Source organism: Holophaga foetida DSM 6591 (genome assembly GCF_000242615.2).
Classification (GTDB): domain Bacteria; phylum Acidobacteriota; class Holophagae; order Holophagales; family Holophagaceae; genus Holophaga; species Holophaga foetida.
On record NZ_KI912268.1, the window covers coordinates 1,257,725 to 1,273,832 of the forward strand.

Sequence of the window (16,108 nt, forward strand, 5' to 3'; positions counted from 1 at the left end):
CCTACGCTCCAGACACCCCACGGGCTCATACAACAAGGGGGTCAATATTCGTGTCGCCGGGTGGGTTAATTTTCATGTCGCTTGACAGTCGTCTGGCGATGCGTCAACATCGCGATGACCAAGGAGCCTTCATTTACATGGAATTGCTAGCTTTCTTACTGCGCGGGCCCGCCACACGGCGCCACCCCCGCCGCGGAGCGGCTTCGTTCAACCATGGCTTTGCCCCAGGGCGAATGTGAAAGCCAGCCCGTGCCGTATCGCTCCACCAGGCTGGACACTCAGGCCGCCCCGCTGCGCGGGGGCGCGCGGCAAAGCCGCACGCGTTCCGGGAGGGACAGGCGGCGAAGGCACGTGAACGTGCCATAGCCACCTGCCCCTCCCGGAACCAAGCCTGAGTGTCCTGGTCAACACATCATGCTTTTCTTGGTGAAACTTGGTGCCCTTGGAGTCTTGGTGGTGGAATTTCTTCTTCTGTTTGCGAATTGGTATAAGACCGGGATCAGCTCAGGCCCCGGAAGGGGCGTACCCTCACGAAGTCCCCTTCCCTGAGGTCCCCGGCCTCCTCTGGCAACACGATGAAGCAGTCGCTGTCGGCCATGGAGCTAAGCACTCCAGAGCCCTGGCCTGGCAGGAGACGAACGCAGGTCTCCTCCCCCTCCTGGATCAGATTGCCTCGCAGGTATTCACAACACCCAGACATCTTCCTGATGCTCGAAAGGGATCTCACCCGGAACTCCGTACGGGTGGCCAAGGGGTGTTCCCCGGCCAGTTTCCGCAGGGCGTCGGCGATGATCTCATAGTAGGTGACCATCACGGCGACGGGATTGAGGGGAAGGGTGAAGAACCAGCTCGGACCGAGTCGACCGAAGCCCAGGGGCCGACCGGGCCTGATGTTCACATGCCAGAATTCCATCCGGGCGGAACCCAGGAGCAGGGGCTTGAGCCAGTCTTTGTCCAGGCTGGAATTGCGGCTGTATGCCAGCACCACGTCAACGCCTTCCGCCGCCGCCCGAATCGCCGCCTCCATGGATTCAGGGTCGCCGTGCAACGCCCCGAGGTCCATGAGATCCACCCCCATTTCAGCGAGAAGCCCGAATAGAATGTATCGGTTGGCGTCGAAGGACTCCCCGAAGCCCAGGGGGCGCCCGAAGGTAGCCGCTTCGCTGCCAGCGGAAAGAAGCGCAACCCTCAGGCGACGCCGCACCAAGACCTCCGCCAGCCCCAGGGAAGCCAGGATGCCAAGCTCTGCCGGGCCAAGACGACGCCCCGAGGGGATCGCGCGGCTCCCCTCGGCGAGATCCTCCCCGCTATGGCGGATATGCTGCCCCGGTTCGATCCCCCCCTGGATGCAGACGGTGCTGCCTGTGGTGCGGGCGCACTCCAGGGGGACCACCGCATCCGCCCCCCGGGGGATCGCAGCCCCGGTCACAACGCGCACGGCCTGACCCTCGCCCACAAGACCGGTAAAGACTCGACCAGGCTCTGCCGCCCCGACAATCTGGAGCAGTGGCTCCGGCTCCAGGCAATCCGCCCTGCGCACAGCAAAGCCATCCATGGCCGAGTTGTCCCAGGGGGGCACATTGAAGGGGGCGACAACATCCTGGAGGACGACCCGGTTGAGGGCCGACTGGAGGGGCACCCTCTCCCAGCCATTCACGGGACTCACCCTCTCGAGGACAATGCCCCGGGCCTCCAGGATGGTCAAGGGTGCGCTGCCGCCTTCCGTGCAGGATTCCGGCATGACTGACTCCTCATGGAAACGGGATGGATCGGTTTCTACTTCCCGGCATCCGGGAAAAACAGCTGCTCACCATTGATGCGATAGGCAGCGATGGCCGCCTGCCCCTCTGCGGAAACGATCCAGTCGATGAAGCTCATCCCGGCAGCCTGCTTCACATGGGGATGCCTGGCCGGGTTGACGAGCATGACTCCGTAGGGGTTGAAGAGCCGCTTGTCGCCCATGAAGAGGGGGACCAGGGCCTGGCGGTTCTTGAAAGCGAGCCATGTCCCCCGGTCGGCCAGGGTGTAAGCCTCCATGGCCGCGGCCATGTTCAGGGTCGGCCCCATGCCCGAGCCCGTTTCCTTGTATCCCTTCAGGTTCGCCGGAGTCACTTCCGCCGCCCGCCAGAACCTCAATTCCGCCGCATGGGTGCCGCTCCGGTCGCCCCGGGAGACGAACAGGGCCTGGGCGGTCGCGATGCGCTTCATCACCTCGACCACATCCGCCGCCTTTGAGACCCTGGCGGGATCATCTTTGGGTCCCACCACGATGAAGTCGTTGTACATGACATTCCGTCGAGCGATGCCGAAGCCCTCGGCCACGAACTTGTCCTCCGCGGAACGGTCGTGAACCAGGACGACATCGGCGTCCCCGCGACGTCCGATGTCCAGAGCCTGCCCGGTCCCGACCGCCACCACTTTGACCTTGATACCGGTCCTGGCCTCGAATCGGGGCAGGATGAAGCCGAAGAGCCCGGACTGCTCCGTGGAGGTGGTGGAGGACAGGGTTATGCTCTCCTGGGCCCAAGCCGTACCCATGGCAAACAGCATGGGCAGCAGCAGAATCAGTCGGTGAAGGCGATTCGCCATGGCAATTCTCCCTGGATGAAACGTTTTGCGTCCTCAGTGCGAGGGCGCACGAAAAACTCGGAATTGGAGGTGTGTTCGCGAATCCGACCGCCATAGATGAACACAACATCATCAGCCAGACGCAAGGCCTGTCCCAGATTGTGGGTTGTCATCATGACCTTGGTCCCATCGGTCCGGATCTCCCGGATCAGTTGTTCCACGGCCTCGGTGGCCGTGGGATCCAGCGCCGCAGTTGGCTCGTCGAGCAGGAGCAGCCTGGGACGGATGGCCCAGCATCGGGCCAGGGCGAGACGCTGACGTTCACCGCCCGACAGGTGACGGGCACTGTCCGAGGCCCGGTCCGCCAGCCCCACCCGCTCCAGCATCTCCAACCCGCGTTGGCGAAGCTCGCGCCGTGAGAGTGACATGGGCTTGAGCCCCAGGATCACGTTGTCGAAAACGGAGGTGCGCAACAGGATGGGGTGCTGGAAGACCATGGCGATGCGCCCCGCAGGGGTGGGGCCACCGTTCCAGTCAATGCTCCCCCCCGTGGGCCTTTCCAGGCCCGCCAGGGTCTTCAGGAGCACACTCTTCCCCGCCCCGTTGGGCCCCAGGACGGCGGTGATGCCCTCGGGGCCCAGGAGGAGGTCCACGTCGGCCAATACCTGGCGGCCATTGGGGCAGAATTGGAGCTTTTCCAAGCGGATGGGGAACATGATCAACCGAACCGGTTCATGGCCCACCTGCGGATCCCGTAGGCCAGGGCGTTGAGGGGGATGACGATCGACAGCAGCACGGCACCGAGGGCGATGGAGAGAGGCAGGTCGCCCTTGGCCGTCTCCAGGGCGATGGCCGTGGTCATGACCCGGGTGAACCCAAAGATGTTGCCCCCCACGATCATCACGGCCCCCACTTCCGAGATGGCGCGTCCCATACCGGCGATCACGGCCACCACCAGAGAGAAGCGGCAGTCGAAGAGAAGGGTCCTGACGCACAACCAAGGCGAGTAGGCGAAGGAACGGAGTTCCAGGGAATAGCCGTTCCATGCATCCTCGACGACCTGCCGGGTGAGGGCCGACATCAGGGGGACCACGAGAAAGACCTGGGCAATGGTCATGGCCATGGGGGTATAGAGGATGCCAAAGCTCCCCAGAGGGCCCGAGCGGGAGAGCAGGAGGTAGAAAACGACACCCACCACGACCGAGGGAATCCCCATCAGTCCATTCAGGAGCACAACCAGGGCATCCCGCCCCGGAAACGCAACGATGGCCAGCCAGGCCCCCAGGGGCAGGCTGATCAGGGAACCCACCAGGACCGCACCAAGGCTCACTCTGAGCGAAAGCCACACGATGGCCAGAACCTGGGCGTCCAGATGGCCAATGAGGCCGAGGGCTTCCCAGAGGGTATCCAGCATCATGAACTCCCACCCGGACCGAGGCTCACCAGCCCTTGCCCAAGGGCAGGGGCTGGGACATGATTCGGCAGTGGAAACGAGGTGACCATGCAGAAGCCTGCTGAAGTGCATGTTTTCATGTGGCTGGCGGATCTGTTCAAAGAGAGGGGCTGGGCAAACCCCCATCTGGTCCACCTGGAGACCGGGATCAGCGCCGCGGAGCTGCTCCAGCTCCTGGAAATCAACCGCGATCTGGTCGAGGTCGTCTTCGTGAACCACCGGGCTGGTCCTGTTGAAGGGACCCGCATCAGGCCCGGGGACCGGGTGGCCCTCGTTCCGCCAGGGGTGCCGGGCCCCCATCGTGCGCTGCTGGGTTTCAAGAACACGTAGATCATCCCCCTGAGAACATGGCTCGAGCTACAACTTGATCCGTTCAAAACTCATATCAAGAAGATTCACTGCCAACATCATATGCCTCAGGGCCTGCCCCTTCCCCAGCAGGAGCTTGCAGACCTCGGCGGCCTCCAGACTCGCGATCACCGCAGGCGTGAAGGAGGGGTTGCCGAGCTGCTTCTCCGAGCCCTTTTCCTCGGTGGCATGGGCGTACAGCGCCTCCAGGATCCCATCCCCAGGAAACTCAGTGGCGATCTGCCCGTACCAGCCCGCAATGGCGCCATGGACCATGGGAATACCGATGGCGGCACAGGCATCTTTCAATGCCCTGCGACTGGAAACGCCATCCAGAGCGTCCACGGCGACCTGGCAGCCCTCCAGCAGGGCCAGCCCATTCTCCGGCCCAAGCCGTTCCGGCCTGGCCTCGAAACGGACCGCCGGATTGATGGCCATGACCCGCCGGGAGGCGCATTGCACTTTGGGTTCACCCAGTGCATCAATCTGGGAGAGGAGCTGCCGGTTCAGGTTGTGCTCTTCGAAGACATCCGGATCCACGCCCACCAGCGTGCCGACCCCCAGCCGCGCCAGCTCCTCGATAAGGTAGCCCCCGAGGCCTCCGCAACCGATGATGGCCACTCGGCTGCGGCACAAGATAAATTGCTCATTTATCGAGATACTCTCCCGGTTCCGCTGGTACCGGGCAGGCAGCAGCCCCGCCAGGATGGCCCTCTCCTCGACCACCGAAAGGGGCAGGTCAAAGTTCCGGGCGGCGGAAAGCTGCACGGACCATGGCAGAAGCCCGCCCTTGGCCCCTGCAGAAAGGTAGGCCTCCAGGTCCATGTCATCCCCCCCCAAGCAGGGGGAAGAAGGCCAGCACATCCCCGTCCTTCAGGACCCTCTCCGGCTCGGCATGGCGCCCGTTCAGCATGGTCATCCCGATTTCCTGGCTGGCCAATCCCAGGGATCCACTGACAGCCTTGATGGCCGTCCCGGCAGGGTAGTCCCGCACTTCGACCACAAACCTGCCCACGCGGAAATTGGCAAAGAGTTTGACGGTGATCAGCACGCACGTCCTCCCGGGAAAAAGAGCCAGAACTGAAGGGGAACCCCTCAGTTCTGGCGCAAGGCCTCAGCCAAAAACAGGCTCAGTCGAAATCCCAGTAGGCATCCAGTTCGGCAGGGGTGAAGTCCCACACCACGTTATGGGGAGGCAAGGGTTCCAGGCAGAAGAACTCCGGAAGCCGGTCCTGCTCTGGCCCGAGACCGGCCGCCAGATTGAACTTCCGTTCGAGCTTGAGCACGGACTTCCCGAGCGCGGTAACGTCGTCCCCCGTCAGGCTGATGCCGTAGTGGGCATTGATCATGTCCACCAGGGAACTCAGGCATTCCGGAATATCCAGGGCCGGAAAGGCGACGAAGAGGCACATGCCCGTGGAATCGATGGCCGCTGTGGCGATGTTCAGGTTGCGGGCCAACTCTACCTGACCATCCTTGCCAAGGGGATCGACCCGGCCTCCCACGTTCAGGATATTCGTTGCGACCGCGTAGCCGGAGGTGTGGTCTGCCCCCATGGTGCTCATGGCGTAGTTGACCCCGATGCCCTTGACCGAGCGCGGATCGTAGGCGGGAATCCCCTGCCCCTTGACCACGGGAACCCGGGTCAAGCCATAGGCGCGCCCCACCTGGGCGGCCCCGCCGCCGAGGAGACGCCCGAGGGGAGTGCCCTTCCCGACCTCGTCCCGGAGGATGCGGACGACTTCCTTGCCATCACCAAAGGAAAGGACCCCTGCCTCCATGGCCACACCGAAGGTCACGGCGGTCTCGATGCTATCCACGCCGAGATCGTCCATCAGGTGGTCGGCCATGGCGATGTCATCCAGATTCTCGACACAGCAGTCGGCGCCGAAGCCCCAGATCGTCTCGTATTCAAAACCTGAGGTCAGGTAGTTCCCATCCTGGTCGTTGTAGATCTGGGAGCAGCGGATGATGCAGCCCGGATGGCAGGGGTGGGTGGGAGCCCCCCCCCGCGCCACGATGGTGTCGTGCATCGTCTCGCCAGAGATCTTGTCGTGGCCCTCGAAGGTGCCCTGTGTGAAGTTGCGGGTCGGCAAGCCCCCGGCCTCGTTCAGGATGTTCACCAGCACATTGGTGCCGTAGGTGGGCAGGCCCTTGCCGCTGACCGGGTGATCCAGGAGGGTCTTGGCGAAAATGCGGGCCGCTTCCTTGAACTTCTCGGGGTTCTTCGACGTGATCGCAGGCGTCCCCGAGTCATCGATGGAGATGAACTTGACCCGCTTGGAGCCCATGACGGCCCCCAGGCCTCCGCGCCCCAGGCTTCGCAGATGCTGCTCCTTGTCGGCGACCGAGATATTGGCGGTGAGCATCCTCATCTCACCGGCGGGCCCCACGGAAACCACCGCCACCGGCTTGCCGTACCGGGCATGGACCACCTTCACGAGTTCGTAGTTGCCCATCCCGACGGTATCCCTCTCCTCCTGGATGCTCACGCCGTCCTTGGTGACGTGCAGGCTGTACCAGGCCTCGCCCTGGGGCATGCCCTCCAGGATGAGGGCATGGATCTCCAGCTTGGCCAACATCCGAGCAGCCGTGCCACCGGCATTGGATTCCTTGATGCCTCCGGTGAGGGGGCTCTTCGAACCAGCCGACAGCCTCCCGGAATTGGCGGCGGGCGTCCCCGTCAGCATGCCGGGGGCGAAGACGAGCTTGTTGTTGGGCCCCAGGGGATGACAGGCCGGTGGAACCTCCTGGGCGACCACCGTGGAGGTCAGGGCGCGGCCCCCCAGGGAAGCCCAGGCCTCCGGTACAGGCTCCCGAAGAGAGGAGAGGCTCGCAAGGTTAACACGCAAAATATGGCGCATCGGGACCTCCCAGGAGTTGTGCATCACTCAAAGCCATTGGGTTGCGGTATGTCAAAGTGCCGCCATTCTGGACCACTCCGGCCAAACAGGGAAGAGGAAAACCTCACCCCACAGCCAGGATCTTAGGCATCGACCGCTGCCAGCATGGCCTTGAAATTCTCAGGCTTGCAGTTCATGGGCGTCGTGCATCCCGGGGAGAGGATGAAGCCCGTGGGACCGATGTCCTGGATGAGCTTCCGGCAGTAGGCGTAGACCTCGTCCGGATTCCCGACGCTCAACATGGCCGCCGGGACATCCCCCTTGATGCACATATGGCCGTCCAACTCGGCCTTGAGCTTCCGGATATCGGTGGCGTGATCGCAGGCCCAGATGCACTTGCCCTTGGGCAGGTCCTTGAAGCGGGAGATATCCCGGTCCCAATTGGCGTCGAAGTGGAGGTTGGGCACGGAACCCGCATCGAGGATGGTCTCCACGGTGCGGACCACCGTAGGCCAAGTGAAGCGGTTGAAGAGCCGGGGCGAGAAGAACTCGCTGGAGCCCCGGGACATGCCGACGAAGACGGTCATCGGCCGGGTCTGCCGGATCATCCCCTTCAGCATCTCAAGGTAGAAGCCTTCCATGTGATCCAGCACCGCCTCCAGCTTGTCTGGCACCCGATGGAGGTCCGTCATGAAACGGCCGATGGACCGGGCCGCCGCGATGGACTCGATGGGCGGCACGTAGTTCACGGATGTCAGAGCCGGGATGCCGGCCTCGAAAAGCCGCTGCCCGGCCATGCCACAGGCCTGGATGGAACTGCCGATCTCGGCTTCGGTGTATCCCAGTCGGCGGGCAATGTAATCCTGGTTCCAGGCAGGCCAACCCTGCTCAAGGATCCGGTCGTAGTCCTCCAGGCTCATCCGCTCGATCTCCTCCACCTGGTAGAGGGATCCCTCCGGCAATTCACGCCCAGGAAGCTTGACCCGGGAGAGGAAAGAGATCCCCATCAGGACCGGTGGTGTGACCGCCGTCTCGATGGCATCCAGAGTGGGAAAGGCCTGGACGGTTTCGATCATCGCCCGGTTGGCCGCCAGGAGATCCGTGGTGAAGACCGACATCGGCACCTTGCGATAGGTGGCTGCGAAGGAATCCAGCCAGGCGGTGACCGGAATCCGATCCACGGGCTGGAGGGCGATGGCCTTCTGGAGGCGGGCGGTCCGTTCCAGGAAGATCGGGAGGGGGGAGGGTGGGTTCATGGAGACTCTCGATAAGGAGGGAGGAAGACCGCCCCTGGCGTTTCCCAGGGGGTCCAGTCCGCCTCAGTGGAAGAAAGCGTAGAAGTTGGACGGGTGACCGAAACCCAGGTGATGGGCGAATTCCTTCGCCGATCAGTTCGTATCCCGCAGGTCGCTCTGGGCAGAAGGTCCAGACGCTCCAGGGCCGCTATCGGTGCGCCGAGCCGGGCACGGGGCTCCGCCCTACCAGCAGCTTGACCAGGGTGACAACGGCGGCGAACGCGAGAAAGAGCGTCGTCAGCAGGAAGGTGAAACGCTCCCCTGGGTGGCCGAGAACCCCGCCGAGACCGACGAAGATCGGGGGCGAAATGAAAGAGCCGATGTTGACGAAACTGAGCATGATCGCCAAGCTCAGGGTGATAGCTGGCCGGGGAGCCACCTGGGTGACCCGCAGGGTCATGAAGGGCATGGTGATCCCGAAGCCAGCTCCGATGACCAGGGCACCGACGAAGACACCCGCGAGGGCGGACGACTGGGCCAGCACGAGGAACCCCAGGGCGGTCAGGAAGAGGCTCAGGACCGGAGTGAAGCGCCCACAGAGGCGATGAATGGCCCCGAAGCCCATCCCGACCATCAAGCCCCCCACGGTCATGAGGGTGATGGCAATGCCACTGGCGGCGGCGGTCCCGAGATTCTCCCCCTGGATCAGCAGCGCCGTGTTCGTAAAGAAGGTGAAGTAGCAGAGCGCATACAGCAGGGCCCAGGCGGCGATCAGGAAGACCGGGCCGTTGGGGCCCGCCTTCTCCCCCGGTTCCCCGGAGCGGGGGGGCTCGGGGCAGCCCACCAGGGTCAGCACCAGGACGGGCACGGCGATGAGGTAGACCCAGAAGGCGTTCCGCCAGCCCGCGACTCCCAGCAGCCCGGCCAGCAGGCTGGTCAGGATGGCGCCGAAGCTGACCACGGCGGACTGGAAGCCGATGAGCTTCGCCCGCTCCTGTCCCTCGAAGAAGTCCGCGATGAGGCCTGAGGCGAAGGGCGTAATGATCCCGAGCCCGACCCCGAAGACCACCCGCAGAAAAAGCATCTGGCCGTAGCCACGGGCCCATATGGGGGCGATCCCCCCCAGGAGGAAGACCACCAGGCCCGTCCATAGGATCGGCCGCTTGGGGAAGCGGGTAGCCAGGCCCCCGCTCAGGATCGAAAAGGGGATCAGCACCAGCCCGGGCAGCGCGATGAGCATCTGGATCTGGGTCGGCGTGGCGGCGGGGAAGGCCTGGGAGATCACCCCCAGGACCGGGGCGATGGACATCGAGCCCATGAGCAGCAGTGATACGGAGAGAAGCGTGAGCTTCAGCAGGGTCCGGTTCACGAGGATCCTCCAGAGGGCAGCCCGTCGAGGGCTGGGATGGCAGGTTGTTGGTAGGCTTCCCCAACCCTAGCCCCCGCATCTGGGCACCGTGAATCCGCCGGGCTCGCAATCCTGCCTACGAAATTTCCGTATTTTTCAGGGCGCGGCATCTCCGGACACCTCCGGGGCCAGACGTCAGCTACACTGCAGGCAACCAGCCCATGCCCTTCGACCCACATATCCCACCCGCCCCGCCTCCGGACCAGCTGGCCCGGAAGCGGGCCAAGCTCCAGCGGATGGAGGCCGCCGAGCAGAACCTCCAGGTCCTCCAGCAGCTCATCCAGGAGAGCGAGGCCCGCTTCGACAACCTCTACATGAGCCTTCCCCTGGCCTACGACTCCCTGGATGTGGAGGGGCGGATCATCACGGTCAACCAGGCCTGGCTGGACCTCCTGGGCTACGAGCGGGAGGAGGTGATCGGGCGCTGGCTGGGAGACTTCTTCTCGCCGTACTTCCGGGAGGACTTCCGCAGGCACTGGCCCGAGGTCCTGGATTCCGGCCTGGTCGATGGGGTCGCCCTGGAGTATGTCCGGAAGGATGGGACCGTCCTCGAGGTCATCGTTCATGGCCGGACAACCCCGAGCCAGGACGGAACCTGGATGCGAATCCACACCCTCACCCAGAACCTCACCGAGCGGAAGCGGGCGGACGAGGCCCTCCGCCGCTCCGAGCGGGAGAAGGCCCTGATCCTCGACATCATGTCCGACTGGGTGGTCTACCACGACACCCGCATGGAGGTGATCTGGGCCAACAAGGACCAGGTGCTGCCTTATGCGGACCAGGCCGATCCCATCACCGGAAAACGCTGCCATCAGGCCCTCTACGGCCGGGAAACCCCCTGCGAGGCCTGCCCGGTGGCCCGGGCCCTGGAGACGGGGCAGCCGGAGACGGCCGAGCGGCACCACGGAGGGCGCTCCTTCGTCCTCAGGGGTTTCCCGGTGCGGGACGCGTCGGGATCCCTCGTCGGCGTGGTCCAGGTCACCATGGACATCACTGAACGTCGGCAGCTGGAGCGGGACCTCCTGGAGACCAGCGCCCTGGAACGAGCCCGGGTGGGCCGGGAGCTCCACGATGGCCTGGGCCAGCTCCTCACCGGGATGAACTTCCTGGCCAGCGCCCTCAGGCACCGCCTGGACGCCTCCGGAAGCCCCGAGGCTGATTCCGCCGCCCAGGTGGCCGCCCTGGCGACCGAAGCACTAAGCCAGACCCGGCTCCTGGCCAAGGGGCTCGTCCTGGCCCACCTGGAGGGCAAGGACCTCCTGGAGGTGCTGACCGATCTTGCGGCTTCCCTGGAGACCCTCTTCAGGATCGAGTGCCGGGTCGAATGCCCCTCCGGAATCCGGGAGAACCAGCCCGGGATCTTCCACCACCTGCACAGCATGGTGCGGGAGGCGGCCTCCAACGCCGTCAGGCATGGGCAGGCCACCCACCTGCGGCTCACCGCGCGCCTGACCCTGGGCCGCCTGCTCCTCTTTATCGAGAACGACGGCAGTCCCCTCCCTCCGGAAGCCGGCCAAGGCCCAGGGCTGGGCCTGAGAACGATGAAATACCGCGCCAGTGCCCTCGGAGGCACCCTTTCCATCTTCAACCAGGACCGGGGGGGCGTCCTGGTGAGCTGCTCCCTGCCGTGGTCCCCATGAACCCTGTCCGTATCCTCCTCGTCGACGACCACCCCATCCTGCGGGAAGGCTTGGCCAAGCTCCTGGACCAGGAGCCCGACCTCCAGGTCGTGGCCCAGTGCGTGGATGTCCCCGGGGCCCTCTCGGCCCTCCGGAGCGCCCACCCCGACCTGGTGATCACGGATTTGTCCCTGCCCACCGGCAACGGGCTGGACCTGATCCAACAGATCCGCAAGCTCCACCCGAAGCTGCCCGTCCTGGTCTTCACCATGCACGACGACGCCTACCACTCCGAGCAGGCCCTGCGGGCCGGGGCCAACGGCTACGTCACCAAGTACGAGCCCCCCGAAGTCCTGCTGAAGGCTCTCCGCGAGGTGCTGCGCGGGGAGATCTACGTGCCGGAGTCCATGACCCGGGCCCTCCTGCGCCGAGCCCTGGCCAAGCCCAGCGCCGAGGAGTCCGGGGATGAGCTCTGCCTCAGCGCCCGCGAACGGGAGGTCTTCCGCATGCTCGGCAAGGGCATGGGCAGCCGCCAGATCGCGGAGCAGCTCGGCGTCAGCATCCGCACCGTGGACACCCACCGCGAGAACATCAAACACAAGCTCCACCTGAAGAACGCCTCCGAACTGCTCCAGATGGCCATTCAGTGGGCGCCCAGACTGGGTTGAGACTCCCCGGAGAGCCTACGAAATTCTCGTAGGCCATGTTGCGCAGAGCCTCGATTGTGCCCCCCCCTGGCGGCCTATTAGGCTCAAGGCTGTTCCAGCCAAAAGCGCCAAGACTCAATAAGAGAGTCGATTCATACCGGAGCCAAACCGTGTCCAGAAACACGCGCCCTGCCATCGAAAAAACGGGCCTGGCCCTCATGCTCCTCCTGGGCATCGCCATCCCGGTCATCGGGGGAGAACGCAAGGAGATCCCCCTCGCCAACCGCCACAAGGACGCTGGCATCGCCTGCGAGGACTGCCACGGGAAGGGCCCCAAGAAGGCCGTAGCCGCAGAGACCTGTCTGGGGTGCCACGAGTCCTACCCCAAGGTCGCGGAACGCACGGCGCGACTCAAACCCAACCCCCACGAGAACCACCTGATCGACCTGGACTGCGACAAGTGCCACCAGGGCCACAAGCCCCAAGAGAACTACTGCCTCACCTGCCACTCCGAGATGGAGTTCAAGCCTTCCAAGTAGCCCCCCAACCCAGGAGGTATCCATGCCCATACCGATCCGTTTCAACTCAAGATCCGTGCTCATGCTGCTCGGCTCCCTCGTATCGCTCTCCCTGGTCGCGGCCCAGCCCCAGTTCACCCAGGAGACGGAAGTGGTCGTGGTGGGCGCCGGCATGGCAGGCCTTTCCGCCACGGTCGCCCTGGCCAATGAAGGCGCGAGCGTGATCCTGCTGGAGCAGAACCCCTTCCCCGGCGGTACCGCCAATGCCGCAGAGGGTGTGTTCGGCGTGGGTTCCCGCTTCCAACGCGACCACTACTACGGCCCCCCCATGATGGACAAGGACGAGGTCTTCCACCATGAGATGGCTTACAACCACTGGATGGGCAATGCCCCGATGATGAAGGCCTTCGTCGACCAATCGGGGGACACCATCAATTGGTTCGAGGATCAGGGCGTCAAGTTCGAAGAGGTCGCCCAGACCACTTACACGGGAATCCGGACCTGGCATGTGCCCGTGGGCCACGGTGCTGGCCTCATCCGGGTCCTGTTCGGCAAGGCCAAGCAGAGCCCCACCGTCAAGGTCTTCATGGAAACCGAGGGAACCGGCCTGATCACCGACGACCAGAAGCGCGTCATCGGTGTCACGGCCAAGGGCAAGGCTGGCGAGATGCGGATCAGGGCCAAGGCCGTCATCCTGGCCACCGGCGGATTCGGAGACAACCTGGAAATGGTGAAGAGATACCACGGGAACGCCTTCACGGGAACCGTGGCCAACTTCCACAAGATGGGCTTCGGGATCAACGCATGCATGAAGCTGGGGGCGAAGACGGAAGGGATGGCCACCCTCATGAACACCGCCGTCTACGACAAGAAGAAGAGCGCGAAGATGGGCATGGCCAACCCTGTGGACCTGGAATTCGATGCCATGGGCCAGCAGCCCATGAATGTGATGGTCAACAATAACGGCGAGCGTTTCTGCGACGAGATCATCGCCAACGACTTCGTCCTCCAGTCCAACGCCATCGAACGCCAGCCCACCAGCAGCGCCTGGATCATCTTCTCCGAGGATCAGCGCAAGCGCTACGCGAACGAAGGCACCGACGCCGGCATGGGGGTGATCATCCCCATCGGCACCAAGCTCAAGAAGATGGATGGCGCCATCGACGGCTATATCGCCGCGGGGGATCGCAACCTCTATTCTGCGGACACCGTCGAGGAGCTGGCCGCCAAGATCAAGGTTCCCGCCGATGTCCTCAAGAGGACCTTGGAGACCTACAACCACGATTGCGAGGTCAATCACGATTCCGGATTCGGCAAGAAGCCCTTCTTCATGAGGAAGCTCAACGGCAAGCTCTATGCCATGCACGAGGTGCTCTCCTACCTCACCACCGTGGGCGGAGTCGTCGTGAACAAGCACTTCCAGCCTCTGGATGCCAGTGATCGCCCCATCCAGGGCGTCTATGTGACCGGCGTCGATGTGGGCGGCCTCTACGGCGATTCCTACGGCCTCGACTCCCCCGGCACCAGCATGGGCTTCGCCGCCGGCAGTGGACGCATGGCCGCAGCGGAGATCCTGAAAAGCCTCAAGAAGTAAGGCGATCACAAGCTCGTGGACGGACGGCGCCTTTTGGCGCCGTTCGTGTTCCAATAGAACACCGATGCGAGACCTTACCCGAATCAGAGGAAACCAAGCCTTGTTCCTGGCTGTGCGCCTCGGGCTGCCGATAGGCCTGGCACTTCTGGGACTGGTCTGCGCCACTCTTCTGCACTCATCCCGGGGCTGGTGGCTCCTGCTCAGCGTAGCCTGCCTCGCGGAAGCATCCCAGGCCTTCCAGCAGGGCGCAACCTACCTGAGACACAGGGCTGCCATCGTCCACCGGGACGGGCTCTGGGTGAAGGCATTCCGTCCCATGGCGCGGCTCCTCGGCTGGGAGGACGCATGGATCCGCTCCTTCCTCGCCTGGAACAACTACCGCATCGAGGAGGTCTTCGCCGTCCGCAAGGCCAGGAAGGCCCTGGTGATGCTTCCCCACTGCATCCAGCTCTCCCGCTGCAAGGCCGGAGTCACGGAAGACCTGGAGAGTTGCTACCACTGCGACCAATGCCCCGTGGGGGACATCCTGGAGAGCTCCCTGGCCGGGCACTGGAAGGTCTGCATCTTCAACCGCAGCCACAAAGCCGCCCGCCACGCCAAGGAGTACAAGCCGGACCTGATGGTGGCGGTGAGCTGTTCGGATCGCCTCCTGAAGGGGATCCTGAAGCTCCCGGAAATCCCCTGCTTCGGCATCCCCCTGGACCTCCCCCGCGGCATGTGCGTGGACACCACCTTTGATCCCAGCCTGCTGGAGCAGGCGATGGCCCACCTCGTCCGCCCCCGGGCAGAGACCCCCGATAACATTCAGCCCCTGCAGACCAGCGAGACCGCCTAGCCCATGACGACCAGCCCCTTCCTGATCCGCCGCTGCTGCGAAAAGCTCCTGGGCCCCGAAACCATGGCCTACCTCCTCCACCTCCGCCCCATGGAATGGCCCATCATGTCGGCCCACTTCCTCCTGGGCACCCTCCTGGCCGTCGGCTGGGGGATCCCTGGCAAGGCAACCCTGCTGGGGTGGTTCATCTTCGTGGCGCTGCTGAATGGCGGCACCCTGGCCATCAACAGCGCCTTCGACAACGATGAGGGCGATATCGGCTACCTGCGCCAGCCCCCCAAGCCGCCGAAATACCTACTGCATGTCTCCGTGGTCATGCTGGTGGCCTCCCTGCTCCTGGGCTTCCTGCTGCCGACGGTCTTCGCCTGGAGCAATGCGGCCTGCGTGGTCATGGCGGTCGTCTACTCCGTGCCCCCCATCCGCCTCAAGGCGCGGGCGGGCTGGGATCTGCTCATCAACGGGGTGGGTTTCGGGCTCCTGACGCCCCTGGCCGGATGGGGCCTCACGGGACGCCCCGTTCCCATGGCCTTCCTCTGGGTGTGCATCGGCTTCGCCTTACTGTTCGGGGCCCTCTACCCCACCACCCAGATCTACCAGATCGAGGAGGACCGCTCCCGGGGGGACCGGACCCTCGTCATCCAGATGGGGGAGAGCCTCAGCCTGGGCTTCGCGGTGCTCCTCACCCTCCTGGCCCATGCCTGTTTCGCCCTGGGAGCCTGGCAGAGCCAGCGGAGCCTCCTGCCGATCCTCCTCTCCCTGGCGGCCTGGTGCGGCGTCCTCCTGCCCTGGTGGAAGCGCTGGCGCACCATGACCCAGAAGCAGCACGAGGCCGGGATGTACTGGACCCTCGGCGCCTGGGCCGTCACGGATATCGTGCTGCTGCTCCTGCTCTGGCCCTGAGTCAGGAATTCTTACCCCTTTGCCATCAATCGTAAAGATTCAAAAGACACGAAGGATTCACCAAGGGCTTACCAGCGCCCCATGGCTTTGCCCCGGGGAGAATGTGAAGGCCAGCCCGTGCCATATTGTTCCACCGGGCT

16 protein-coding genes are annotated in these 16,108 nt (G+C 64.3%); 7 read left to right on the plus strand and 9 right to left on the minus strand.

All coding sequences use genetic code 11. The features are described from left to right. Positions 1–499: 499 nt before the first annotated feature. The 4 genes from HOLFODRAFT_RS0205365 to HOLFODRAFT_RS0205380 are packed head-to-tail and all read right to left on the minus strand — an operon-like array spanning position 500 to position 3,982. Positions 500–1,741, minus strand: a complete 1,242-nt coding sequence (locus HOLFODRAFT_RS0205365) for a molybdopterin molybdotransferase MoeA (protein WP_005036852.1) — start codon at positions 1,739–1,741, stop codon at positions 500–502. Between the two features lie 35 nt (positions 1,742–1,776). Further along, complete coding sequence (locus HOLFODRAFT_RS0205370; RefSeq protein WP_005036851.1) at positions 1,777–2,589, minus strand: ABC transporter substrate-binding protein; 813 nt, start codon at positions 2,587–2,589, stop codon at positions 1,777–1,779. Continuing rightward, positions 2,565–3,284 carry an ABC transporter ATP-binding protein gene (locus HOLFODRAFT_RS0205375; protein WP_005036849.1) on the minus strand — a complete coding sequence of 240 codons (720 nt, stop codon included), beginning with the start codon at positions 3,282–3,284 and terminating at the stop codon, positions 2,565–2,567. The genes HOLFODRAFT_RS0205370 and HOLFODRAFT_RS0205375 overlap by 25 nt, the downstream gene beginning before the upstream one ends. 2 nt (positions 3,285–3,286) lie before the next feature. Continuing rightward, positions 3,287–3,982: an ABC transporter permease gene (locus HOLFODRAFT_RS0205380; RefSeq protein ID WP_005036847.1), complete on the minus strand. Its 696-nt coding sequence runs from the start codon at positions 3,980–3,982 to the stop codon at positions 3,287–3,289. 87 nt (positions 3,983–4,069) lie between these two features. Between HOLFODRAFT_RS0205380 and HOLFODRAFT_RS0205385 the strand changes: the two genes are divergently transcribed. Then, positions 4,070–4,351, plus strand: a complete 282-nt coding sequence (locus HOLFODRAFT_RS0205385) for a MoaD/ThiS family protein (protein ID WP_005036845.1) — start codon at positions 4,070–4,072, stop codon at positions 4,349–4,351. A 27-nt stretch (positions 4,352–4,378) separates the two neighbouring features. Here HOLFODRAFT_RS0205385 and HOLFODRAFT_RS0205390 read toward each other — a convergent pair whose 3' ends face one another. The 5 genes from HOLFODRAFT_RS0205390 to HOLFODRAFT_RS0205410 all read right to left on the minus strand — a co-directional run bounded on the left by HOLFODRAFT_RS0205390 (position 4,379) and on the right by HOLFODRAFT_RS0205410 (position 9,816). Next, positions 4,379–5,194, minus strand: coding sequence for a HesA/MoeB/ThiF family protein (locus HOLFODRAFT_RS0205390; protein ID WP_005036842.1), 816 nt, complete (start codon positions 5,192–5,194; stop codon positions 4,379–4,381). Between the two features lies 1 nt (position 5,195). After that, entirely contained in the window at positions 5,196–5,420 is a 225-nt protein-coding gene (locus HOLFODRAFT_RS0205395; RefSeq protein WP_005036840.1) for a MoaD/ThiS family protein, read from the minus strand. Positions 5,421–5,499: 79 nt separating this feature from the next. Further along, positions 5,500–7,233, minus strand: coding sequence for an aldehyde ferredoxin oxidoreductase family protein (locus HOLFODRAFT_RS0205400; protein WP_005036837.1), 1,734 nt, complete (start codon positions 7,231–7,233; stop codon positions 5,500–5,502). 122 nt (positions 7,234–7,355) lie between these two features. After that, a complete protein-coding gene (locus tag HOLFODRAFT_RS0205405) occupies positions 7,356–8,468 on the minus strand; it encodes a uroporphyrinogen decarboxylase family protein (RefSeq protein ID WP_005036834.1) in 1,113 nt (370 codons plus the stop codon). Between the two features lie 187 nt (positions 8,469–8,655). Beyond that, positions 8,656–9,816, minus strand: coding sequence for an MFS transporter (locus HOLFODRAFT_RS0205410; RefSeq protein ID WP_005036832.1), 1,161 nt, complete (start codon positions 9,814–9,816; stop codon positions 8,656–8,658). Positions 9,817–10,016: 200 nt separating this feature from the next. On the opposite strand from HOLFODRAFT_RS0205410, the gene HOLFODRAFT_RS0205415 reads away from it, so the two are divergent. The 6 genes from HOLFODRAFT_RS0205415 to HOLFODRAFT_RS0205440 all read left to right on the plus strand — a co-directional run bounded on the left by HOLFODRAFT_RS0205415 (position 10,017) and on the right by HOLFODRAFT_RS0205440 (position 15,968). Continuing rightward, complete coding sequence (locus tag HOLFODRAFT_RS0205415; protein ID WP_005036830.1) at positions 10,017–11,495, plus strand: PAS domain-containing sensor histidine kinase; 1,479 nt, start codon at positions 10,017–10,019, stop codon at positions 11,493–11,495. Beyond that, positions 11,492–12,142: a response regulator gene (locus HOLFODRAFT_RS23830; RefSeq protein ID WP_005036828.1), complete on the plus strand. Its 651-nt coding sequence runs from the start codon at positions 11,492–11,494 to the stop codon at positions 12,140–12,142. Before HOLFODRAFT_RS0205415 ends, HOLFODRAFT_RS23830 begins: the two co-directional genes overlap by 4 nt. 149 nt (positions 12,143–12,291) lie before the next feature. Beyond that, positions 12,292–12,660, plus strand: coding sequence for a cytochrome c3 family protein (locus HOLFODRAFT_RS0205425; RefSeq protein WP_005036826.1), 369 nt, complete (start codon positions 12,292–12,294; stop codon positions 12,658–12,660). 22 nt (positions 12,661–12,682) lie between these two features. After that, entirely contained in the window at positions 12,683–14,233 is a 1,551-nt protein-coding gene (locus HOLFODRAFT_RS0205430) for an FAD-dependent oxidoreductase (protein ID WP_005036825.1), read from the plus strand. 100 nt (positions 14,234–14,333) lie between these two features. Then, positions 14,334–15,068 (plus strand): DUF116 domain-containing protein, encoded by a 735-nt coding sequence (locus HOLFODRAFT_RS0205435; protein ID WP_005036823.1) that lies wholly within the window; start codon positions 14,334–14,336, stop codon positions 15,066–15,068. 3 nt (positions 15,069–15,071) lie between these two features. After that, positions 15,072–15,968: a prenyltransferase gene (locus HOLFODRAFT_RS0205440; RefSeq protein WP_005036821.1), complete on the plus strand. Its 897-nt coding sequence runs from the start codon at positions 15,072–15,074 to the stop codon at positions 15,966–15,968. Positions 15,969–16,108 lie beyond the last annotated feature (140 nt).